Below are 21489 nucleotides of genomic sequence, written 5' to 3' on the forward strand. Positions count from 1 at the left end.
CTATCGAAAGTTTCTGCAGTAGTCGTGAAGTCAACCTGAAAGGTACGCGCTGACCGCGAGCGCCGGGGCGCACCCGGCCCGTACCGCTACTGCTCCGACAGCTCCGCCGCCACCTGGCGCAGCGCGGCCAGCACCCGCGCCATCCCGGGGGCATCCTCGGCGCCGCGGCGGACCGCGGCGACGACGTGGCGGCGCGGCTGGTCGGCGTGGAGCACCCGCACGGCGACCCCCGCGCCGCCGCGCTCCGGCCGCATCGCCATCCGCGGCACGAGCGCCACGCCCATCCCGGCCGCGACCATCGCCAGGATCGCCGCCCAGTCGGCCGCCGCGTGCGCCTGCTCCGGCACGAACCCGGCGTTCTCGCAGGCCGTGGTGGTGATCTGGGACCACGGCCCGCTCCGCCCGAAGATCCACGGCTCGCCCGCGAGGTCGGCCAGCCGCAGCCCCGGCTCGGCGGCCAGCGGATGACCGGCCGGCAGCGCCACGTCCAGCGGGTCGGCGAGCAGCGAGAAGCGGGCGAACTTGGGGTCGCGCGGCGTCGGCGCGTGCGCCGCGAGGGACAGCGCCAGATCCACGCTGCCCTCCGACAGCAGCTCGTACGCCTCGCCGGCCTCGGCCTCCCGCACCCGGACCACCAGCCCCGTACGCGTGCCGCGCAGCCGCTCGACGGCGGGCACCACGAGCGCGGGGATCGCCGTGGAGAACGCGCCGACCTGGATCTCGCCGGCCTCGCCCCTGAGGTAGCCGAGCAGTTCCGCGTCGGCCCGCTCCAGCTGCGCGAAGACCGCGTCGGCGTGGCGGAGGACGAGGTGGGCCGCGTCGGTCAGCCGCACCCGCCGGCCGTGGGCCTGGAGGAGGGTCACCCCGAGCTGCTTGGCGAGCCCGGTCAGCTGCTGCGAGACGGCCGAGGGCGTCATGTGCAGCGCCTCGGCGGTCGCGGTCACCGTGCCCAGCTCGCCGAGGGTGCGCAGGATCCGCAGCTTCTTGATGTCCCAGTCGGCCATGCGGGCAGCGTATGCGGTCATCGCGCGGCTTCCCGCCGCGCACCGGCGGCCGGGGCCGCGGTGCCGGGAAAGGGCATGTCCAGGACTGTCACGGTTTCCCTTCGGCGGCGCGGCGGGCACCTACCGTGGCAGTCCCGGACTCCAGCGGTCCATCGAAGATTTCTGACGACTTCCTTCAGGAAAGCTGAAAGGAGGTCGTCAGAAGGGGGCCGGGAGCCGCCCGGTGCGGGCGGCCCCGCGGGCCCCTGGCCGTCAGCCGGCGCGGGCCGCCTTGCGGGCCTCGCGGGCCGCGAGCCGCTCGTCGAACTTGCGCGCCTGATCGTCGAGGCCGCCCATGAACAGCCCCAGCTCCTCCTGCGCCCGCAGCCCTGCCGGGCCCAGGCCGCCGATCTCCAGGACCTTCAGGAAGCGCAGCACGGGCTGGATCACGTCGTCGTGGTGGATGCGCAGGTTGTAGATGCCGCCGAGCGCCATCCGGGCCGCGGCGCGCTCGAAGCCGGGCATGCCGTGGCCCGGCATCCGGAAGCCGGTCACCACGTCGCGCACGGCGCACATGGTCTGGTCGGGGGCCAGCTCGAACGCCGCGCCGAGGAGGTTGCGGTAGAAGACCATGTGGAGGTTCTCGTCCGTGGCGATCCGGGCGAGCATCCGGTCGCAGACCGGGTCGCCGGAGTGCCGCCCGGTGTTCCGGTGCGAGATGCGGGTGGCCAGCTCCTGGAAGGCCACGTACGCCACGGAGTGCAGCATGCTGTGGCTGTTGTCGGACTCGAACCCCTCCGACATGTGTGCCATGCGGAATCGTTCCAGCTGTACCGGGTCGACCGCCCGGCTGGTGAGCAGGTAGTCCCGCATCACGATGCCGTGCCGGCCCTCCTCGGCCGTCCAGCGGTGCACCCAGGTGCCCCACGCGCCGTCGCGCCCGAAGAGGGTCGCGATCTCGTGGTGGTAGCTGGGCAGGTTGTCCTCGGTGAGCAGATTCACCACCAGGGCGGTACGGCCGATGTCGGTGACCTTGGACTGCTCGGGCGCCCAGGGCTCGCCGCCCATGACGCCGTCGAAGTTCCGCCCGTCACTCCAGGGCACGTACTCGTGGGGCATCCATTCCTTGGCTGCCGCCAGATGCCGGTTCAGCTCCTTCTCGACGACCTCTTCGAGCGCGTACAGGAGCTGAGCGTCACTCCAGGCGGTCTGGCCGCGCGCTCCGTCTTGGTGGGCGGGGGCGATGGTCATACGGGGGTCTCCTGGGGACGTGGAAAACCTTACGGAACGGTAGGTTACGGCATCGTAGGTTAGGTCCGCGTCAAAGAGATCCGCCATGCCAATCGGGTGAAATACGCAAAAAACCGGACCCGGAAACAGCAAAAGGCGCCGAACGGTTCGCATGAACCGTTCGGCGCCTGGCAGTCCGTGGTGCCCGGTGAGCCCGGAAGGAAGAGGCCGGGTGTCAGCTCTTCTTGGTCTTGCGGGACTTGTCGCCCAGCATGACCAGCCCGGCGATGACCAGGAAGAGGACGATGGGCGTCGCGACGTAGAGGCCGAGCGTCTGGACGACACTCAGGCCCGGACCCGGGTCGTCGCCGTCGTCGCGGGTGAGCGCGAAAGCAGGGGACGACATCAGCAGCATCAGCGCGGTACCGGCGGTGATCGTTCCGGCGCGCAGGGCGTGGTTCTTGACCTTGTTGCTCACGTACCTCAACGTATCGGACGCCTTGGAGGCACGCGCGCTCGGGGTACCCATAGGGGGTGTCCCGCCCGGCGGGGCGCCCTAGCCGGCCCCCTCTTCCGGCACGGCCGCGAACTCCGCCATCAGCGCCCGCAGCCGCGGCGACTCCACGATCTCCTCCAGCGTCATCGGCCGGCCGTCGGGCGCGGCGATCGGCAGCCGCCAGTTCGGATACTCGTTCCACGTGCCGGGGAGGTTCTGCGGCCGCCGGTCGCCCACCGCGTCCGGCAGCCACACGCCGACCATCCTGGCCGGGGTGCGCAGCAGGAAGCGGTGCAGCGCCGCCACCGCGGCCCGCTCGTCCGCCTCCGCGTCCCCGCTCGCCGTGCCCTCCGGCAGCAGCCCGAGGCCGGCCAGCCACTCCAGCCAGGTGGCGACCTCGGCCCGGTCCGCCGCCTGCTCCTCCGCGAGGGAGCCGTCCAGCAGGCCGATGCGGTGCCGCAGCGCGGTGTGCTCGCCGGTCAGCCGGCCCGCCGTACTGGGCAGGTCGTGCGTGGTGACGGTGGCCAGGCAGCCGGCGCGCCAGCGCTCCGGCGGCAGCGGCGGCTGTCCCTCGGCGGTCCAGTCGCGCTCGAACCACAGGACGGAGGTGCCGAGGACGCCGCGCTCCTCCAGCGCCTCGCGCACCCCGTCCTCGACCGTCCCCAGGTCCTCGCCGATGACGGCGGTGCCGGCCCGCGCGGCCTCCAGCGCCAGCACGGAGAGCATCGCCTCGGCGTCGTACCGGACGTAGGCGCCCTCGGTGGGCGGCCGGCCCTCCGGGATCCACCAGAGCCGGAAGAGGCCCATCACGTGGTCGATGCGGAGCGCGCCCGCATGGCGCAGCAGGCCGCGCAGCAGCGCGCGGAAGGGCGCGTACCCGGTCTCCGCGAGCGTGTCGGGGCGCCAGGGCGGCAGGCCCCAGTCCTGGCCGCGCGAGTTGAAGGCGTCCGGCGGGGCGCCGACGGACATGCCGGCCGCGAAGGCGTCCTGGCGGGCCCAGGTGTCGGCCCCCGTGGGGTGCACGCCGACGGCGAGGTCGTGGACCAGACCCGTGCGCATGCCGGCGTCGCGCGCGGCGCGCTGCGCGGCCGCGAGCTGTTCGTCGGTGAGCCAGGCGGCCCTGCGGTGGAAGTCGACGCGGTCGGCCAGCGCGCGCCGCATCCGCTCCGTACGGGCGGAGCGGGGGTCGCGCAGCCCGTCGGGCCAGGCGCGCCAGTCCGGGCCGTGCGCCTCGGCGAGGGCGTACCAGGTGGCGTGGTCCTCCAGGTCCTGGCCCTGGGCCGCGCGGAAGGCGTCGTAGGCGGCCTGCCGGTCGCCGCTCAGCGGCACCGTCCGCAGCAGCTCCAGCGCCTCCTTCTTCAGCTCCCAGACCGCGTCCCGGTCGATCAGCGCGCCGTTCTTCAGCACGGCGTCGCGGAGCGCAGCGGCCCGTCCGGTGAGCTCGTCGGCGCGCTGCCGGTCGGCGCCGGACAGCTGTGCGTACTCGGGGACGTCCGCGATCCGCAGGTGCACGGGGTCGGGGAAGCGGCGCGAGGAGGGGCGGTACGGGGAGGGATCGGTGGGCGGTCCCGGTACGGCCGCGTGCAGCGGGTTCAGCTGCACGAAGTCCATGCCGAGCGTCCGTCCGGACCAGTCGGCCAGCCGGGCCAGGTCGCCGAGGTCGCCCATACCCCAGGAGGTCTGCGAGAGCAGGGAGTAGAGCTGGACCATGAAGCCGTGGCCGCGACCGGACACGCCGGGCATCCGGTCGGGCGCGACGACGAGGTGGGAGTGCGCGGCCCGGCCGTCGGGCGCGTGGGCGCGCAGCACGTGGACGCCGGGCGGCAGCGGGGCCGCGTGGCCGCCGGGCGTCAGACCCCAGTCGAGGGTCCGCCCGTCCTCGGTGTCCACGCACAGCGCGGTGCCGCCGGGCAGCCCGGCCAGGTCCGGCGGGCGGCCCTCGCGGCTGACGAGGGTGGGCGGGAGGAGGGCACGGGCGGGACCGTACTCGTACGCGTCCAGTGCGGCGCGTACGGCCTGCGGCGTGGAGGCGTCGATGCCGAGCGCCGCGAGCACGGCGACGACCGTGTCCTCGGGAACGTGGACGGTGCGGCCCGGCGCTGGCTCGTAGGACGTGGAGACGCCGTGCAGCCGGGCGAGCCGCGCTCGGCCCATCAGACCTCCATGGACTCCGTGCCGTAGCCGGCGGCGGCGGGCTCACTGGTGAGCGGCAGCTCGGCGGCGATGGGGGTCTCGCTGGTGAGGGGCATGCTGTCGGCGAGCGGGGGCTCGCTGGTCAGAGGGGGCTCGGAGAAGGTGAACGAGCCGGATCCGTCCAAGCCGCAGTCCGGGTCGGAGACCCCTGCCAGCAGATCCGGCTCGGTCGGTTTGGAGAGGGCGTCGAGAAGGAGCTGAGCGGACGGAGCCACGAGGGCCTCCCGTTCGTCGAGAGTAGGACACGAGGGCCCTACCCAGTGAATGCCGCCGCAGACGTATCCGGTCACTAAACGTGTTCCACCTCACACCCCCGCCTCGGTGAACGATTTGGCGGCGGAGTCGGTCGCCCACGCAGGAGATCCCGACTAAACGGACATCATAGCGAAACTCCTGCGGCATTTCCCCTGGACAGCGCTTCCCGCGCGTCCCATCGGTCACAGCGGGCAAAGGGGGGCACTTCGGTTGCCCTCGTTGACACCTCGACCCCCGAGTGGTGGGCTCACAGCCACCGGCGGCCGCCCGCACACCGACCACGCGGGGCCGGCCCGCCGGACGAGGCCGCAGACCGACGGGGACGAGGAGAGGCCGTGCGATTCCGTGGCGCCCGCGCCAGGAAACGGAACGGCGCCGGGCCCGGCGCCAGGGTGGCAGGCACGACAGCGCTGGCCGCCGCCGTCATAGGGGGACTTCTCGGCGGCGTACCGGCCGCCCAGGCCGCGCCCGACGAACCCGCCACCGGCGCCCCCGACCGGCCCGCCGACGCGGCCCCCACGCCCGCCGTCTGGCCCCGCCCGCAGTCGCTCCGGACCCTCGGCACGGCCGTACCGCTCGGCACCGCCGTCACGGTCGTCAGCCCCGAGGACACCGATCCGTATGCCGTCGAAGCCCTCCTGAAGCTGCTGCGGAGCGCCGGAGTGCGCACGGTCCACGAGGCGCGCCCCGGAGCGCCGCTGCCCTCCGACGGGCCGCTGATCCGCGTCGGGGGGCAACACGCCGCCGACGCGCTGCGCGCCCTGCACGCCCCCGCACGCGGCACGGACCTGCCCTCCGGCGGCTACCGGCTGGCCGTCGGCGAGGTCGCCGGGCGCGGCACGGTCGCCATGGAGGGCGCCGGCCCCGACGGGCTCTTCCACGCCGTGCAGACGCTGCGGCAGCTCATCACGCGGGACGCGGACGGCGGGCACCGGCTGGCCTCCGTCGCCGTACGGGACTGGCCGGGCACCGCGGTCCGCGGCACCACCGAGGGCTTCTTCGGCCGGCCCTGGTCGCAGGCCGAACGGCTGGCGCAGCTCGACTTCATGGGCCGTACGAAGCAGAACCGCTTCCTCTACGCGGCGGGCGACGACCCGTACCGGCAGGCCCGCTGGCGCGACCCCTACCCCGCTGCGCAGCGCGCCGACTTCCGCGAGCTGGCCGAGCGGGCCCGGGCCAACCACGTCACGCTGGGCTGGGCGGTCTCCCCCGGCCAGTCGATGTGCCTGTCCTCCGCCGAGGACGTACGGGCACTGCAGCGCAAGGTGGACGCCATGTGGGCGCTGGGCGTGCGCGGCTTCCAGCTCCAGTTCCAGGACGTCAGCTACAGCGAGTGGCACTGCGACGCCGACGGGGACGCCTTCGGCACCGGACCGGAGGCCGCGGCCCGCGCCCAGGCGAAGGTGGCCAACGCGCTCGCCGACCACCTCGCCGAGCGCCACCCCGGCGCCGCACCCCTGTCGCTGATGCCCACGGAGTACTACCAGGACGGCTCGACCGCGTACCGCGAGGCGCTGGCGGACGCGCTCGCCGACCGGGTGGAGGTGGCCTGGACCGGCGTCGGCGTCGTGCCCCGCACCATCACCGGCGGCGAACTGGCAAGGGCCCGTGAGGTGTTCGGGCACCGGCTGATCACGATGGACAACTACCCGGTCAACGACTACGCCCAGGACCGGATCTTCCTCGGCCCGTACACCGGGCGGGAGCCCGCCGTCGCCACCGGTTCAGCGGCGCTCCTGGCCAACGCCATGGAACAGCCCACGGCCTCCCGCATCCCGCTGTTCACCGCCGCCGACTACGCCTGGAACCCCCGCGACTACCGCCCCAAGGAGTCCTGGCGGGCGGCCATCGACGACCTGGCCGACGGCCTGGCGGACGACGGCGGCTCCCCCGCCGGCGGCCGGGCCGGCGGGGACCGCACCCGCGCCGCGCTGCACGCGCTCGCGGGCAACGCCGCCTCCTCCGTGCTGCACTCCGGCGAGTCGGGCTACCTCCGGCCGCTCATCGACCGCTTCTGGGCGGCCCGCGCCACCGCGGTCAACGGCGGCGGCGCGGCCGCCGACGAGGCATACACCAAGGCGGCCGCCGCGCTCCGCTCGGCGTTCACCACCATGAGCGAGGCCCCCGACCGGCTGACCGGCGGCCTGGCCGACGAGGTACGCCCCTGGTCCGAGCAGCTGGCCCGCTACGGCCGGGCCGGCGTGCGGGCCGTCGACATGCTGCGCGCCCAGGCCCGCGGCGACGGCGCAGCGGCGTGGCGGGCCCAGCGGGCGGCCGAGCGGCTGCGCAAGGAGATCGGCGTGCACCCCGCGACGGTCGGCAAGGGCGTGCTCGGCCCGTTCCTGGACCGGGCCCTGCGCGAGTCCGACGCCTGGACCGGCGCCGCCTCCGACGCGCCGGCCCCGCACGAGGCGGCCCACGCCACCGCGCTGACCGTGCCGTTCGGCCGGGTCCGCACGCTGTCCGCGGTCACCGCCCTCACCGACCCGTCACGGGACGCCGCGCGCGCCACGGTGGAGGCCCGGGTCCCGGGCCAGGGCTGGCGGCGCCTCGGCCGCCTCGCCGCCTCCGGCTGGACCCAGACCGCCGCGCACGGCATGCGCGCCGACGCCGTGCGCCTGCACTGGGACGAGGACGACCCGGCCCCGTCCGTGTCGTCCCTCACGCCCTGGTTCGACGACACGGCCCCGGCCGGCCTGGAGCTGTCCCGTAAGGAGGTGGACGCCGACACCGGCGGCACGGCCGCCGTCGACGTACGGCTCTTCTCCCGCCGCCCCTCCGACGTCCGCGGCCGGCTCCGGGTCGAGGCGCCCAGGGGCTTCGCCGTGCAGGCGCCCGACCGGCTCACCGCGCCGCGCGGCGGCACCGCGACCGCCCGCCTCCGGATCACCGTGCCCGCCGGCGCCCGCACCGGCACGTACGAGGTCCCGGTCTCCTTCGGGGACGAGAAGCGGACCCTGACCCTGCGGACGTTCCCGCCGACCGGCGGCAGGGACCTGGCCCGCGGCGCGCGAGCGACCTCCTCGGGCGACGAGACGGAGGACTTCCCGGCCTCGGCCGCGACGGACGGCGACCCGCGTACCCGCTGGTCCTCGCCCGCCGAGGACGGCGCCTGGCTCCAGTTCGCGCTGGACCGCCCGGTGCGGCTCGGCCGGGTGGTCCTGCACTGGCAGGACGCGTACGCGGCCCGCTACCGCGTGCAGGTCTCCTCCGACGGCCGCACCTGGCGCACGGCCGCCACGGTCCGCGACGGCGGGGGCGGCCGCGAGAGCGTCCGGATGGACGCGAAGGACGTCCGCTACGTCCGCATCCAGGGCGACGAACGGGCGACCCGCTTCGGCTACTCGCTGTGGGGGGTGGAGGCGTACGCGGTCTCCGGCCGCGGTCATGCCGACGACGGGGGCCGCCGGGGTGACGGCCGCCACCGGGACGTCCCCGCGCAGCGCGGGGACGGCGCCGGGAAGCGCGGGAACGAGCACGGCCACCCGGAGGACCACGGTCACCGGAACGGCCACGGCCACGCGCCGCGGGACTGACCGCCCGGTTGCCGGGCGCGGCCGCGTCGTGGCTGGTCGCGCAGTTCCCCGCGCCCTCGGGGGCGCGGGGAACTGCGCGAGCAACCGGCACGGCGGGACAGCCGGCCGACGGCCGAGGCCCCGCGGCGGCGGCCCGGGTGCGTTCCGGGGAACGCGAATGGCCCGGATCTACGCGGAAACCGCGTCGATACGGGCCATCGCATCCTCCGCGCCGTACGGCTGCAGATATGGCAGCCAGCGCGGGTCCCTATGCCCGGTGCCGATGATCCGCCAGGCCAGGCCGGACGGTGGCGCGGGCTGATGACGCAGCCGCCAGCCGATCTCGGCGACGTGCCGGTCGGCCTTGACGTGATTGCAGCGACGGCACGCGGCCACCACGTTCTCCCAGGTGTGCTGCCCCCCGCGGCTGCGCGGGATCACGTGGTCGACGCTGGTTGCGACGCCACCGCAGTACATGCACCGGCCGCCGTCCCGCGCGAAGAGCGCACGGCGGGTCAGGGGGACGGGACCGCGGAAGGGCACCCGTACGAAACGCTTGAGACGGACCACGCTGGGAGCAGGCAGAGCGCGGGTCGCACTGTGCATCAGGGCGCCGGAATCCTCGAGGCTGACGGCCTTCTCATTGAGGACGAGGATGAGCGCGCGGCGGAGCGGTACGACGCCGAGCGGCTCGTACGACGCGTTGAGGACCAGGACATGCGGCACGGGTGCCTCCTTGTACGCCGGCGGCGCGTGGCTCGCGCCGGGACGATCTCCCCACAGTGTCCCCCGGTGCCTGGTCGGAGCGCCACCATGACCAGGTAACGGGTCGGAGGTGTTTTCGACCACACTTCTTTACTGCCCAGCATTTCGGCCCGCGCTACTCGAACAACGGCGCGGACTGCCCGCGTTGCCCCGTTAGTGTGGTTGGTCTGCCCGATGTGCGGTACGTGCTGCTCGGGTGCTGGTGTCCCACACGGAAGGTCTTGTTGTGTACTGGTCCGCTTCTCCGGTCGCCGCCACGGCACCGGATCCGTCCTCCCTGTCCGAGGCCACGGAGAAGGCCACCGACGCCGCAGGCTGGGTGCAGCAGAACTGGCAGAGCTGGCTCGACGCCGGTCTGCGCATCATCCTGATCGTCGTCATCGCCGTGGTCCTGCGCTCGCTGGTCCGCCGTGCGATCACGAAGCTGATCGAGCGCATGAACCGCAACGCCGGGGCGTCGCGCAACAGCGCGCTCGGCGGCTTCCTGGTGAACGCCGAGCGCCGCCGGCAGCGCTCCGAGGCCATCGGCTCGGTGCTGCGCAGCGTCGCGTCCTTCGTGATCCTCGGCACAGCCGCCCTCACGGTGCTGTCCGTGCTGAACATCAACCTGGCGCCGCTGCTGGCCAGCGCCGGCGTCGCGGGCGTCGCGATCGGTTTCGGCGCGCGCAACCTCGTCACGGACTTCCTCTCCGGCGTCTTCATGATCCTGGAGGACCAGTACGGCGTCGGCGACACCATCGACGCGGGCGTCGCCTCGGGTGAGGTCATCGAGGTCGGGCTGCGGGTCACCAAGCTGCGCGGCGCCGACGGCGAGATCTGGTACGTCCGGAACGGCGAGGTCAAGCGGATAGGCAACCTCAGCCAGGGCTGGGCGACCGCCACCGTCGACGTGCAGCTGCGCGCGACCGAGGACCTGGACCGGGTGCGGGAGGTCATCACCGAGGCGGGCGAGGAGATGGCCAAGTCCGAGCCGTGGAACGAGCGCCTGTGGGAGCCGGTCGAGGTGCTCGGCCTGAGCGAGGTGCTGCTCGACACCATGACGATCACGGTGTCCGCCAAGACGATGCCCGGCAAGTCCTTCGCCGTCGAGCGCGAGCTGCGCTGGCGCATCAAGAAGGCGCTGGACGCGGCCGGCATCCGCATCGTCGGCCACGAGCCGCTGCCGGCGGAGGACGAGGAGACCCCCGACCCGTCGGGCTCCGTCGCGGCCCCGTCCGCGTTCAACAACCCCCTCTCCCCCCAGTCGGTCGCCAGCAACCCGATCACGCCCCCTGCCCAGTCCTCGTCGACCAGCCTGAACAAGTAAGGCCCGGCCCCACGGCCCCGAGGCCGCTCCGGCACCATCGGCCCGCTCCTCGCACCGGGGAGCGGGCCGATCCGTGTCCGGACCATTGACGGGGCCCGTACGAGGACCTACCTTCCAGTTGATTGGAAAGTTTCTTAACAGATCAGCGGGGCGGGTGAGCGGGATGGCCGGGACGGGCGGGACGCCGGGGACTCCTCGGGTGCTGCGGGCGATGAACGACCGGGCCGCGCTGGAACTGCTCGTGTCGCAGGGCCCGTTGACGCGGACCCGGATCGGCGAGCTGACCGGACTGTCCAAGCCCACCGCCTCGCAGCTGCTGGGCCGGCTGGAGGCGGCCGGGCTGGTGCGGACGACGGGGAACGTGACCGGGCGCCCCGGCCCCAGCGCGCAGCTGTACGAGGTGAATCCGGCGGCCGCGTACGTCGCCGCGCTCTCGGTGGACCACGGCGGCGTCACCGCCGTGGTCGCAGACATCACCGGGCGGGTGATCGGGGAAGGGCGGGCCGCCGCGGAGACCGCGCAGGACGCCGCCGGAGAGGCGCGGGGCGGCGGGAGCGCGACCGCGCGGGTGGTCACGACCGCCGTGGACGGGGCGCTGGCGAAGGCCGGGCTGGGCCGCGGCGACCTGCACGGGGCCGTCATCGGTACGCCCGGCGCGCTGGACCCGCACACCGGCGAGCTGCGGTACGCGCCGCACCTGCCCGGCTGGCACTCGCGGGCGCTGCTGGGCGAGCTGGGGGACGCGCTGGGCGTGCCGGTCGTCATCGAGAACGACGTGAACCTGGCCGCGCTGGCCGAGCAGTACGAGGGGTCGGCGCAGGACCACGACGACTTCGTCCTGGTGTGGGTCGACGAGGGCGTGGGCGCGGCGATCGTCCTCGGGGGCACGCTGCTGCGCGGTGCCACCGGCGGGGCCGGGGAGATCGGGTACATGCCGCTGCCGGGCGCGCCGCTCGCGCGGGGCGGCCCGGACGCGGCGGCCGCTCCGGACGCGGGCGGCGGCTTCCAGAGCCTGGTCGGGCAGCCCGCTGTCCTCGGCATCGCCCGCGGGCTGGGGCTGGATCCGGCCGATGTCACCGAGGCGCTCGCGGACCGGCGCGTCGTGGACGAGGTGGCGCGCCGGCTGGCGACCGGCCTGGCGGCCGTGGTCGCGGTGGTCGATCCCGAGCTGGTGGTGCTCTCCGGCGTCGTCGCGCAGGCGGGCGGCGAGCGGCTGCGGGTCCGGGTCGAGGAGGAGCTGACCGGGCTGGCGCTCCCCCGTCCGCAGCTGCGGATCAGTGACATCGAGGGCGACCCGATCCTGACGGGCGCGCTGCGGACGGCCCTCGTGCAGGCGCGGGACGCCGTCTTCGACACGGCCTGACCCGGCGCCGCAGGCGGTATCCCCGTACGTCCTCCCCTCGGTCTCCCCTCGGTCCCCTCTCGGGAAGGGTCTGTCATGCACTCACCAAAACGCTCGCCCCGCCGGGCCCTGCGCGGCGCCGCGGCCGCCGCCGCCCTGCTGCTGGCCGCCGGCTGCGCCAATCCGGGCGTCGGCAGCGACCGGGACGATCCGGCCAAGCCGGTCACGCTGAAGTTCTGGCACGGCTGGTCGGCGCCGGGCGAAGTGAAGGCGATCGACGCGTCGCTCCGCCGCTTCGAGGAACTGCACCCCAACATCCACGTCGTGGCGACCGGGAACGTCTCCGACGAGACGACCAACCAGGCGCTCCGGGCGGGCGGTTCGGACGCGCCGGACGTGGTCTCGTCCTTCACCACCAACAACGTCGGTCAGTACTGCGATTCGGGGATGTGGGCGGACCTCGACCCGTTCATGGCCCGCAGCCACCTGCAGAAGACGAAGGTCTTCCCCAAGACGCTGCTGGAGTACAGCAGTTACGAGGGAAAGCAGTGCGCGCTGCCGCTGCTCGCCGACGCGTACGGGATGTACTACAACAAGGACGCGTTCGCCGAGGCCGGCATCGCGCGGCCGCCGCGCACCATGTCGGAGCTGGTGCGGGACGCGAAGAAGCTGACGAAGCGGACCCGGAACGGCGGGTACGAGCGGGTCGGGTTCATGCCCAACTTCCGCATGTACCAGAACAGTCCGGACCGGCTGCTCGCCCAGTGGGGCCCGACGTACTTCGACGGCAGGGGGAACTCCCGGCTCGCGGCGGAGAAGGCGATGCCGGAGTTCTTCCGGACCACGGACGCGCTGATGAAGGCCCAGGGCGGGTATGCGGACCTGGAGAAGTTCCGTACGACGTTCGGCGACGAGATGTCGTCGCAGAACGCCTTCCTCACCGGCAAGCTCGCCATGCACATGGACGGTGAGTGGCGGGGCCTGATGCTGGACGAGGCGAAGGCCAAGTTCCGGTGGGGCACGGCGCCGCTCCCGGTCCCGGACGACCGGCCGGAGACGTACGGGCGCGGCTACCTGACCGGCACGGTGGTGGGCATCGCGCACAGCAGCCGGCACCAGAACGCGGCCTGGGAGCTGGTGAGGTTCCTGACGGCGGACACAAAACAGGTGGTGCGGTTCGCCAACGCCATCCACAACGTGCCGTCGACGAAAGCGGCGCTGAAATCCCCCGACCTGGACGCGGACCGTTCGTTCCGCACGTTCCTCGACATCGCGCGGAACCCCTACAGCACGGCGCTGCCGCCCTCGACCAACGGCGGGCAGTACGTGGTCTCGCTGCGGGACTTCGCCTACGACGTGGAGGCGGGGAAGGTGCCCGACCTCCATACCGGGCTGCGCGACCTCGATGCCCGGATCGACGCCGACACCCTCCAGTCCAAGAGCTGAGGACGCTGCCATGGCCCTCTCCGTCGCGCCCGCACTCCGGCGCAAGCACCGCCGTACCCGGCTCCGTACGCTCGGCTTCCTCTCGCCGTGGCTGGTCGGCTTCTCGGTCTTCTTCGCGTATCCGCTGCTCGCGACCGTCTACTTCTCCTTCATGCACTACAACCAGATCAAGGAGCCCACGTTCGTCGGGCTGCGGAACTGGACGTACGTGCTGACGCAGATGCCGCTCTTCGGGCCCGCGCTGTGGAACACCCTCTGGCTCGTCGTCGTGATGGTCGCGCTGCGGGTGGTCTTCGGCCTCGGCATCGGCCTGCTGGTCACGAAGATCAAGACCGGCGTCGGGCTGTTCCGTACGGCGTTCTACGTGCCGTACCTGGCCCCGCCGGTCGCCGCGACCGTCGCCTTCGTCTTCCTCCTCAGCCCCGGCAGCGGCCCCGTGAACGAGGTCCTGTCGGCGCTCGGCATCGACTCGCCGCCGACCTGGTTCAACGATCCGGCGTGGGCCAAGCCGTCGCTGGTGATGCTGTCCCTGTGGGGCATCGGTGACCTGATGGTCATCTTCATGGCCGCGCTGCTGGACGTGCCGAAGGAGCAGTACGAGGCGGCGGAGCTGGACGGGGCCGGCGCCTGGGCGCGGTTCCGGTACGTCACCTGGCCGTCGATCACCCCGATCGTGATGTTCGCGGTGGTGACCGGTGTCGTACAGACGATGCAGTACTACACACAGGCGCTGGTCGCCGGGAAGCTCGCCTCCGGCGTCTCCGTCGGCCCCGGCACCGTCATCCAGCCCGGCTACCCGGACCACGCCACGCTCACGGTGCCGCAGCTCGTGTACTCGCTGGGCTTCCAGAACTTCAACACCGGCGCCGCGTGCGTGCTCTCGCTCGTGCTCTTCGCGATCGCGATGGCCGTCACCACGCTGCTGATGCGCAAGCGCGCCGGCCTGCTCTCGGCGGAGGACTGACCGATGACCACTACTGTGCTGAGAGCGGCGGACGTCCGTACCGGGAGCAGCGGCGGGCCGGCCGTACGGGCGGTGCGCCGCAAGCGGGTGCTGCACTGGATCGCGGTGCACTCCCTCGCGGTCGCCGCCGCGCTCTTCTTCGTCCTCCCCTTCGTCTTCGTCTTCCTGACGTCGGTGATGAGCGACGGGCAGGCGATGAGCGGGGAGCTGTGGCCGCACGCCTGGCACTGGGAGAACTACGCGCAGGTGTTCCGCACGCCGGGCTTCCTCGACTGGTGGCGCAACTCGCTGATGTACGCGGTGCTGGGCACGGCCCTCACGGTGTGCTCCTCCGTGCCGGTCGCCTACGCGCTGGCCAAGTTCCGCTTCCGCGGGCGGCGCACCGCGATGCTGCTGGTGATCTCCACGATGATGCTGCCGCCGCAGGTCGTCGTGGTGCCGATGTACCTGGTGTGGGCCCAGCAGTTCCACCTGTCGGGCTCGCTGTGGCCACTGATCATCCCGATGGCGTTCGGGGACGCGTACTCCATCTTCCTGCTGCGGCAGTTCCTGCTGACGATTCCGAAGGAGTACCTGGAGTCGGCGCGCGTGGACGGCTGCGGGGAACTGCGGACGCTGCTGCGGATCGTGGTGCCGATGGCGAAGCCCGGTATTGCGGCCGTCGCCCTCTTCCAGTTCTTCTACTGCTGGAACGACTACTTCGGGCCGCAGATCTACGCCGCGCAGAACCCGGGCGCCTGGACGCTGTCGTACGGCCTGGAGACGTTCAAGAGCGCCCACATGGTCAACTGGAACCTCACCATGGCGGCCACGCTGCTGGTCATGGCTCCGGTGATCGTCGTTTTCTTCTTCGCACAGAAGGCCTTCGTGGAAGGCGTCACTCTCACAGGAGTCAAGGGCTGATGCACGGATGAAGCTTGCAGTGGTCGGCGGGGGATCGACCTACACCCCCGAACTCATCGACGGCTTCGCACGGTTGCGGGACGTACTGCCGGTGGACGAGCTGGTGCTGGTCGACCCGGCGGCCGACCGGCTGGAGCTGGTGGGCGGGCTGGCCCGGCGGATCTTCGCCCGGCAGGGCCACCCGGGCCGGATCACCTGGACGGCGGACCTGGACGCCGGGGTGGACGGTGCCGACGCCGTCCTGCTCCAGCTGCGGGTCGGCGGGCAGGCGGCACGCAACCAGGACGAGACCTGGCCGCTGGAGTGCGGCTGCGTGGGCCAGGAGACGACGGGCGCGGGCGGGCTCGCCAAGGCGCTGCGCACCGTACCGGTGGTACTGGACATCGCCGAGCGGGTGCGCCGCCGCAACCCGGACGCCTGGATCGTGGACTTCACCAACCCGGTCGGCATCGTGACGCGCGCGCTGCTGACCGCCGGGCACCGGGCCGTCGGGCTGTGCAACGTGGCGATCGGGTTCCAGCGGAAGTTCGCCCGGCTGCTGGACGTGGCACCGGAGGACGTCCAGCTCGAACACGTCGGCCTGAACCACCTGACCTGGGAGCGCGCCGTCCGGGTCGGCGGCGAGGACGTGCTGCCGAAGCTGATCGCCGAGCACGGCGACGCGATCGCCGCCGACCTGCACATGCCGCGCACGCTGGTCGAACGGCTGGGCCTGGTCCCCTCGTACTACCTGCGCTACTACTACCAGCACGACGAGGTCGTGCGGGAGCTGCGCACCAAGCCCTCGCGGGCCGCCGAGGTCGCGGCGATGGAGAAGGAACTGCTGCGGATGTACGGCGATCCGGCGCTGGACGAGAAGCCGGAGCTGCTGGGCAAGCGGGGCGGCGCCTTCTACTCGGAGGCGGCGGTCGCGCTCACCTCCTCCCTGCTGAACGACACGGGCGACGTACAGGTGGTGAACGCGCTGAACAACGGCACGCTGCCGTTCCTGCCGGACGACGCGGTGATCGAGGTGCCGGCCACGGTGGGCGCCCACGGCGCGACGCCGGTGCCCGTGCGCCCGCTGGAGCCGCTGTACGCGGGGCTCGTCGCGAACGTCACGGCGTACGAGCACCTGGCGCTGGAGGCGGCGCTGAAGGGCGGCCGGGACCGGGTCTTCGACGCGCTGCTCGCCCACCCCCTGATCGGCCAGATCGCGTACGCGGAGCGGCTGACCGACGAGCTGCTCGCGCACAACCGGGAGCACCTGGCGTGGGCCTGAGCGGGAACGGCGGGCCCGCCGTCCTGGCCGTCGACGCCGGGAACAGCAAGACCGACGTGGCGGTGGTCGGCGCGGACGGCAGCGTGCTGGGTGCCGTACGCGGCGGCGGGTTCCGGCCCCCGGCGGTGGGCGCCGCGCGGGCGGTGGCGGGGCTCGCCGCGCTGGTCGACGAGGCGCTGGCGCGCGCGGGCACCGGCCGGGTCGCGCACCTGTCCGCCTGCCTGGCCAACGCCGACCTGCCGGTGGAGGAGGAGCGGCTGACCGAGCTGCTGACGGCGCGCGGCTGGGCGGACACGGTGACCGTCGCCAACGACACCTTCGCGCTGCTGCGGGCCGGGCTGCCGGACGGCGGCCCGCACACCGGCGTCGCGGTGGTCTGCGGCGCCGGCATCAACTGCTCGGGCCTCGGACCCGGCGGCCGTACCGCCCGCTTCCCGGCCATCGGGCGGATCTCCGGGGACTGGGGCGGCGGCGGGCACCTCGCGGAGGAGGCGCTGTGGTGGGCGGCCCGCGCCGACGACGGCCGGGGCGCCCCCAGCGCCCTCGCGGACCGGCTGCCGGCGCACTTCGGGCTGCCGGCGATGCCGGCGCTCATCGAGGCGCTGCACCTGGGCGGGATACCGGCCGGGCGCCGTCACGAACTGGTGCCGGTGCTGTTCGCGGTGGCCGCGGAGGGGGACGAGGTGGCGCGGGCGATCGTGGCGCGGCAGGCCGAGGAGGTCGTCCTCATGGCCGCCGTCGCGCTGCGCCGCCTGGGCCTGCTGGACGAGCCGGTGCCGGTGGTGCTGGGCGGCGGGGTGCTGGCCGCGCGCCATCCGGTGCTGCACGACGCGGTGGTCGCGCTGCTCGCCGAGCGCGCCCCGAAGGCGGTGCCGCGGGTGGTCACCGCTCCCCCGGTGCTGGGCGCCGCCCTGCTGGCCCTGGACACCACGGGCGCTCCGGCGGCCGCGTACGCCCGGCTGCGCGCCCACTACGCCGGGACGCCGTAGCCGGTACGGGCGCGGCCCGCGGGCGGCACGTCCGGCGCGGCGGTCACGCCCGCTCGTCGGGGGCGGGCACGTACCGGACCAGGACCGCGCGGGCCACGTCCGCGGGCGGGCGTCCCTGGGACTCCGCCATGGCCCGCAGCAGCGCGGCAGCGTCCTGCGTCGAGAGGTGCCGCACCGCGGCCAGGACGCCGATGGCGGTGTTGATGTCGTCGGCGTCCGCCGTGGCCCGCAGCCGCTCGGCGATCTCGGTGTCCAGGTCGGCGAGGAGCACCACGGCGGCGATCTCCGCGAACGTCTCCGCGTCGGCCGGCGGGCCGGCGGCGGCGGTGCCCTCACCCGTGCGGTAGAGGGTGAGGGTGCCGAGCGTGGCGGAGGCGGTGCGCAGCGGGTACGCGAAGACCGCCGTGATCCCGGCGCGGCACGCGGTGTCGGTGAACAGGGGCCACGGGGCGCCGTTTTCGGACACTTCCGGCACCAGGACGGGCCGGCCCGTGTCGAACGCGGTGCGGGACGGGCCCTCGCCGGTGACCCACTGCGCCTCCTCGGCGCGCTGCGCCACGGGCGAGCTGACGGCGAGCTGGTACTGCCAGCTGCCCGGGCCGTGCAGCGTGACCGCTGCGGCGTCGACCGTGGGCAGCTCCCGCACCGCGGCGGCGCACACGGCCTCGGCGCAGCCCCCGAAGGTGCCCCGGCGGGCGGTGTGGACGATCCGGTGCCACAGCGCGTCCCGGCGGGCGAGCCCGTCCCGCGGCGGGGCGGGCGAGGGGCGACCGGCCGCGGCGGCGCGCTCGTGGCGCGCCATGGCCAGCATGGCGCGGCGCAGCACCGCCGCCGGCTGCCGCACGCCGTCGCGCGGGTCGGCCCCGTCGGCCCCGCGGAGGGCGTCGTACGCCGCCGTGATGTCCTCGACGTGGTGCAGCGCGCCGACGACGAGCCCGTCGCCCGCGGTCAGCGGGGAGTTGACCGGGGCCCACGTCTTGTAGCGGAACGCGCCGGGCCGGCCGGTGTCGGGGATGTCGTAGCGCTGTACGCCCATCTCGTCCGGCGTGCTGCGCCGCAGCACCCGCTCCAGCGAGGCCCCGAGGTTGCGCACGCCGTCGGCGGTGGCGTCCGCCGGGTTGTCCGGGAAGGCGTCGAACATGAACGAGCCCAGCAGCTCCTCGCGCGACCGCCCGGTGGCGCGCAGGTACGCGGGGTTGACGCCACGGATGTGCAGGTCCGTGTCGAGCAGGACGTACGGGGCCGCTGTCGCTTCGAAGAGCTGACTTTCCGCCATGGCCCGCAGCGCCTCGTGCACGGGATTTCACCTCGTTCGGTAGCCGACGGTCGCGGGGAGGCGCTCCCCAGGCTAGGACACATGTCCGGGGACCGGTCGGGCGAACGGGTCAGTCGTCCAGCGGCAGCGCCAGGTCCCGTACGTGCCCGGCGAGCAGCTTCACCGCCGCGTCCACCGCGGCGTGCTGATCCCGGTCCCGGATCGCCTCCACCAGGACGTGGTGCGGGTCGGTGGGGGCCGCGGTCGCGGTGTCCAGGCAGGCGGCGCGGCGCAGCTCGGCGCGGAGTGCCGCGCTCAGCGAGCGGTAGATGTCGGCCAGTACGGGATTGGCGCTCGCCTCGGCGACCAGGACGTGGAAGTCGGCGTCGGCGGCGGTGAACGCCTCGTCGTCGTGGGCCGCGAGCGCCGCCCGGCGCCGGGCCAGCGCGGTCTCGATCGCGGTGAGCTGGGCGTCCGTGCGGTGCCGTGCCGCCTGCCGGGCCGCGATCACGTCCAGGCCCTGGCGGACCTGGGTGACATGGGTCAGCTCGGCGCGCTCCAGGCGGCGGCGGAGCGCCACCGCGCTGTCGTCGTCGGAGACGACGAACGTGCCGTCGCCCTGCCGGGTCTCCAGCAGCCCCGCGTGCACCAGGGCGCGGATCGCCTCCCGTACCGAGGCCCGGCTCACCTGGAGCGTCTCGGACAGGGCGCTCTCCGGCGGGATGCGGCTGCCCACGGGCCAGACGCCCTTGAGGATCTGTTCCCTGATCTCGTCGGTCGCGGTCTCCACCAGCGACACCCTGCGCACCGTCCGCACCGCACCGCTCCATTTCCCAGGTCACCTGACGTCAGGCAACTCTAGTCAGCCCGGTCCGCGGCGGCTGCCCCTTCGCCGAAGCCGGGGAACCGAACACCGTTCGTATGCGTCAGGAGGGCACAGGGGGGACCGACGGGCGACGGCGGCGCGGGAGCCGGGGGCCGGGGGCCGGCCTCGAACGAGATCGCGATCCGAACAAGATCCAGGCAATACCTGTGTGGTCACCGGCCCCTGCGGCCATACTGCTGGCCGTGCACCCCTGTCCGCGGCGCGGGCCGCGGGGCGCACGGCCAGCGACCGAGGGGGAGGTTCCGTGTCATACCCGCCGACCGGCAGCGCGGCACCGCCCGCGCCCGCGCCGGCCCCTGAGCCGGAGCCGGCGACCACCGCGGCGCCGCCGTCCGCCGTGCCGCCGCCCTCCGGTGAGGGCGCCGTGTGGGCCGAGGGGCTGCGCCGGCTGCGCGCGGCGGCGACCACCGAGCCGGGCCGGCTGCGGGTCATCGGCGCCGTACTGGCCGCACTGGTCGTGCTGTTCGGCGCGCTGACCGCCTGGCAGGTGACGGACCGTTCCGCCGCGGCGGCCGACGTCCTGGAGAGCAGCCAGCCGCTGAGCCGGGACGCGGCCGACATCTACCGCTCGCTGGCGGACGCCGACACCACGGCGGCGGGCGGCTTCCTGGCCGGTGCCGCGGAGAGCCCGGCGTCCCGCAAGCGCTACACCGACGACATCGCCACCGCGGCGAAGCTGCTGGTCCGCGCCTCCGCCAACTCCCAGGGCTCGCAGACGGCCCGCGAGCAGATCGAGCGGCTGAACGACGCCCTGCCGCGGTACACGGGCCTGGTGGAGACGGCACGGATGTACAACCGCCAGGGCCTGCCGGTGGGCGGGGCCTACCTGCAGTACGCCAACGACCGGATGCGCACCCAGCTGCTGCCGGCGGCCCGCAAGCTGTACGACACCGAGACCGGCCGGCTCGGCGCCGACCACGACGACGCCACCGCCCGGCCGTGGGTGGCGCTGGCCTCCGGGGTGCTGGCGATCGGCGCCCTCGGCTGGGCGCAGCGCCGCACCTACCTGCGCACGAACCGGGTGTTCAACCGCGGCCTGCTGATCGCCACGGCCGCCTCGTCGCTGGTGCTGCTGTGGACGGTGGCCGGGCACACGGTCGCCCGCGCCGACCTCGACGCCTCCATGGCGCACGGCGCCGACTCGCTGCGGGTGCTGAACGAGGCGCGCATCGCGACGCTCCAGGCGCGCGGCGACGAGAACCTGATGCTGGTCTCGCGCGGCGGCAAGGTCACTTCCGGCCAGCGGGACTTCTACGAGGTGGAGTACGCGGCCGGCATGCGGGAGCTGGCGGGCCCGGGGCAGGGCGCCGGGGCACCGGCCGGCGGCAAGCTGCGCGAGGCGCTGGCCCTGGCGGACGACGAGGCCGGCCGCGCGCCGGTGCGGGAAGCGCTGAAGAACGTACGCGAGTGGCAGTCCCGGCACGCCGAGGCACGTGCGGCCAGCGACCGCGGCGACTACGAGGGCGCGCTGGCGAAGGTGATCGGCACGGACCGGCCCACCAGGGAGTCCTTCGACAAGGTGGACGCGGCGCTGCAGCAGGCGCTCCGGCACGAGCAGGACGAGTTCCAGGAGGCGGCGCGCGGCGGCCGGCGCGCGCTGAGCGGTCTGGCGGCGGGCGCCGCCGTACTGGCCGTGCTGGCCGCGGCGGGTGCGGTGCTGGGCATCGGCCGCAGGCTGTCGGAGTACCGGTGACGAGGGC

At 73.9% G+C, this 21489-nt stretch carries 17 protein-coding genes; 9 read left to right on the forward strand and 8 right to left on the reverse strand.

The annotated features are described in order from the left end of the window. Positions 1-86: 86 nt before the first annotated feature. From C3486_RS23410 to C3486_RS23430, 5 genes are all read right to left on the reverse strand, one after another. Positions 87-1004, reverse strand: coding sequence for a LysR substrate-binding domain-containing protein (locus C3486_RS23410; RefSeq protein WP_103834750.1), 918 nt, complete (start codon positions 1002-1004; stop codon positions 87-89). A gap of 252 nt (positions 1005-1256) precedes the next feature. Beyond that, positions 1257-2234, reverse strand: a complete 978-nt coding sequence (locus C3486_RS23415; protein ID WP_103834730.1) for an acyl-ACP desaturase — start codon at positions 2232-2234, stop codon at positions 1257-1259. Between the two features lie 214 nt (positions 2235-2448). Then, positions 2449-2691, reverse strand: a complete 243-nt coding sequence (locus C3486_RS23420) for a hypothetical protein (RefSeq protein WP_103834731.1) — start codon at positions 2689-2691, stop codon at positions 2449-2451. Between the two features lie 78 nt (positions 2692-2769). Beyond that, positions 2770-4863 (reverse strand): 4-alpha-glucanotransferase, encoded by a 2094-nt coding sequence (gene malQ, locus C3486_RS23425; protein ID WP_103834732.1) that lies wholly within the window; start codon positions 4861-4863, stop codon positions 2770-2772. Continuing rightward, the gene (locus tag C3486_RS23430) at positions 4863-5117 is read right to left on the reverse strand and encodes a hypothetical protein (protein ID WP_103834733.1); all 255 of its coding nucleotides are present in this window, start codon (positions 5115-5117) and stop codon (positions 4863-4865) included. The genes malQ and C3486_RS23430 overlap by 1 nt, the downstream gene beginning before the upstream one ends. Positions 5118-5549: 432 nt before the next feature. On the opposite strand from C3486_RS23430, the gene C3486_RS23435 reads away from it, so the two are divergent. Continuing rightward, on the forward strand, positions 5550-8693 hold the full coding sequence (locus tag C3486_RS23435) for a beta-N-acetylglucosaminidase domain-containing protein (RefSeq protein WP_103834734.1): 3144 nt from the start codon (positions 5550-5552) through the stop codon (positions 8691-8693). Positions 8694-8861: 168 nt separating this feature from the next. Here C3486_RS23435 and C3486_RS23440 read toward each other — a convergent pair whose 3' ends face one another. Beyond that, positions 8862-9398, reverse strand: coding sequence for an HNH endonuclease (locus C3486_RS23440; RefSeq protein WP_103834735.1), 537 nt, complete (start codon positions 9396-9398; stop codon positions 8862-8864). Positions 9399-9663: 265 nt separating this feature from the next. On the opposite strand from C3486_RS23440, the gene C3486_RS23445 reads away from it, so the two are divergent. The 7 genes from C3486_RS23445 (at position 9664) to C3486_RS23475 (ending at position 17648) form a co-directional block, all read left to right on the forward strand. Beyond that, positions 9664-10743 (forward strand): mechanosensitive ion channel family protein, encoded by a 1080-nt coding sequence (locus tag C3486_RS23445; protein WP_103834736.1) that lies wholly within the window; start codon positions 9664-9666, stop codon positions 10741-10743. A 211-nt stretch (positions 10744-10954) separates the two neighbouring features. Continuing rightward, complete coding sequence (locus C3486_RS23450; RefSeq protein ID WP_103834751.1) at positions 10955-12106, forward strand: ROK family transcriptional regulator; 1152 nt, start codon at positions 10955-10957, stop codon at positions 12104-12106. A 75-nt stretch (positions 12107-12181) separates the two neighbouring features. Continuing rightward, the gene (locus C3486_RS23455; RefSeq protein ID WP_103834737.1) at positions 12182-13531 is read left to right on the forward strand and encodes an extracellular solute-binding protein; all 1350 of its coding nucleotides are present in this window, start codon (positions 12182-12184) and stop codon (positions 13529-13531) included. Between the two features lie 10 nt (positions 13532-13541). Continuing rightward, positions 13542-14495 (forward strand): carbohydrate ABC transporter permease, encoded by a 954-nt coding sequence (locus C3486_RS23460; protein WP_103834738.1) that lies wholly within the window; start codon positions 13542-13544, stop codon positions 14493-14495. A gap of 3 nt (positions 14496-14498) precedes the next feature. After that, a complete protein-coding gene (locus tag C3486_RS23465) occupies positions 14499-15398 on the forward strand; it encodes a carbohydrate ABC transporter permease (RefSeq protein ID WP_103834739.1) in 900 nt (299 codons plus the stop codon). 7 nt (positions 15399-15405) lie between these two features. Then, the gene (locus C3486_RS23470) at positions 15406-16659 is read left to right on the forward strand and encodes a 6-phospho-beta-glucosidase (protein ID WP_103834740.1); all 1254 of its coding nucleotides are present in this window, start codon (positions 15406-15408) and stop codon (positions 16657-16659) included. After that, positions 16650-17648 carry an N-acetylglucosamine kinase gene (locus C3486_RS23475; RefSeq protein WP_103834741.1) on the forward strand — a complete coding sequence of 333 codons (999 nt, stop codon included), beginning with the start codon at positions 16650-16652 and terminating at the stop codon, positions 17646-17648. Before C3486_RS23470 ends, C3486_RS23475 begins: the two co-directional genes overlap by 10 nt. A 43-nt stretch (positions 17649-17691) precedes the next feature. On the opposite strand, the gene C3486_RS23480 is transcribed toward C3486_RS23475, so the two are convergent. Then, entirely contained in the window at positions 17692-18924 is a 1233-nt protein-coding gene (locus C3486_RS23480; protein ID WP_146075045.1) for a PAS domain-containing protein, read from the reverse strand. 109 nt (positions 18925-19033) lie between these two features. Further along, positions 19034-19693, reverse strand: coding sequence for an FCD domain-containing protein (locus tag C3486_RS38595; protein ID WP_308461262.1), 660 nt, complete (start codon positions 19691-19693; stop codon positions 19034-19036). A gap of 340 nt (positions 19694-20033) precedes the next feature. Between C3486_RS38595 and C3486_RS23490 the strand changes: the two genes are divergently transcribed. Next, entirely contained in the window at positions 20034-21482 is a 1449-nt protein-coding gene (locus C3486_RS23490) for a hypothetical protein (protein ID WP_374936909.1), read from the forward strand. Positions 21483-21489: the final 7 nt, after the last annotated feature.

It is taken from the genome of Streptomyces sp. Ru73 (assembly GCF_002920575.1).
Classification (GTDB): Bacteria; Actinomycetota; Actinomycetes; order Streptomycetales; family Streptomycetaceae; genus Streptomyces.

Coding starts and splice junctions, on each gene's coding strand:
- C3486_RS23410 (WP_103834750.1), bottom strand. CDS start 1,004: ATGGCCGACTGGGACATCAAGAAGCTGCGGATCCTGCGCACCCTCGGC.
- C3486_RS23415 (WP_103834730.1), bottom strand. CDS start 2,234: ATGACCATCGCCCCCGCCCACCAAGACGGAGCGCGCGGCCAGACCGCC.
- malQ (WP_103834732.1), bottom strand. CDS start 4,863: ATGGGCCGAGCGCGGCTCGCCCGGCTGCACGGCGTCTCCACGTCCTAC.
- C3486_RS23450 (WP_103834751.1), top strand. CDS start 10,955: ATGAACGACCGGGCCGCGCTGGAACTGCTCGTGTCGCAGGGCCCGTTG.
- C3486_RS23455 (WP_103834737.1), top strand. CDS start 12,182: ATGCACTCACCAAAACGCTCGCCCCGCCGGGCCCTGCGCGGCGCCGCG.
- C3486_RS23460 (WP_103834738.1), top strand. CDS start 13,542: ATGGCCCTCTCCGTCGCGCCCGCACTCCGGCGCAAGCACCGCCGTACC.
- C3486_RS23465 (WP_103834739.1), top strand. CDS start 14,499: ATGACCACTACTGTGCTGAGAGCGGCGGACGTCCGTACCGGGAGCAGC.
- C3486_RS23470 (WP_103834740.1), top strand. CDS start 15,406: ATGAAGCTTGCAGTGGTCGGCGGGGGATCGACCTACACCCCCGAACTC.
- C3486_RS23480 (WP_146075045.1), bottom strand. CDS start 18,924: ATGGCGGAAAGTCAGCTCTTCGAAGCGACAGCGGCCCCGTACGTCCTG.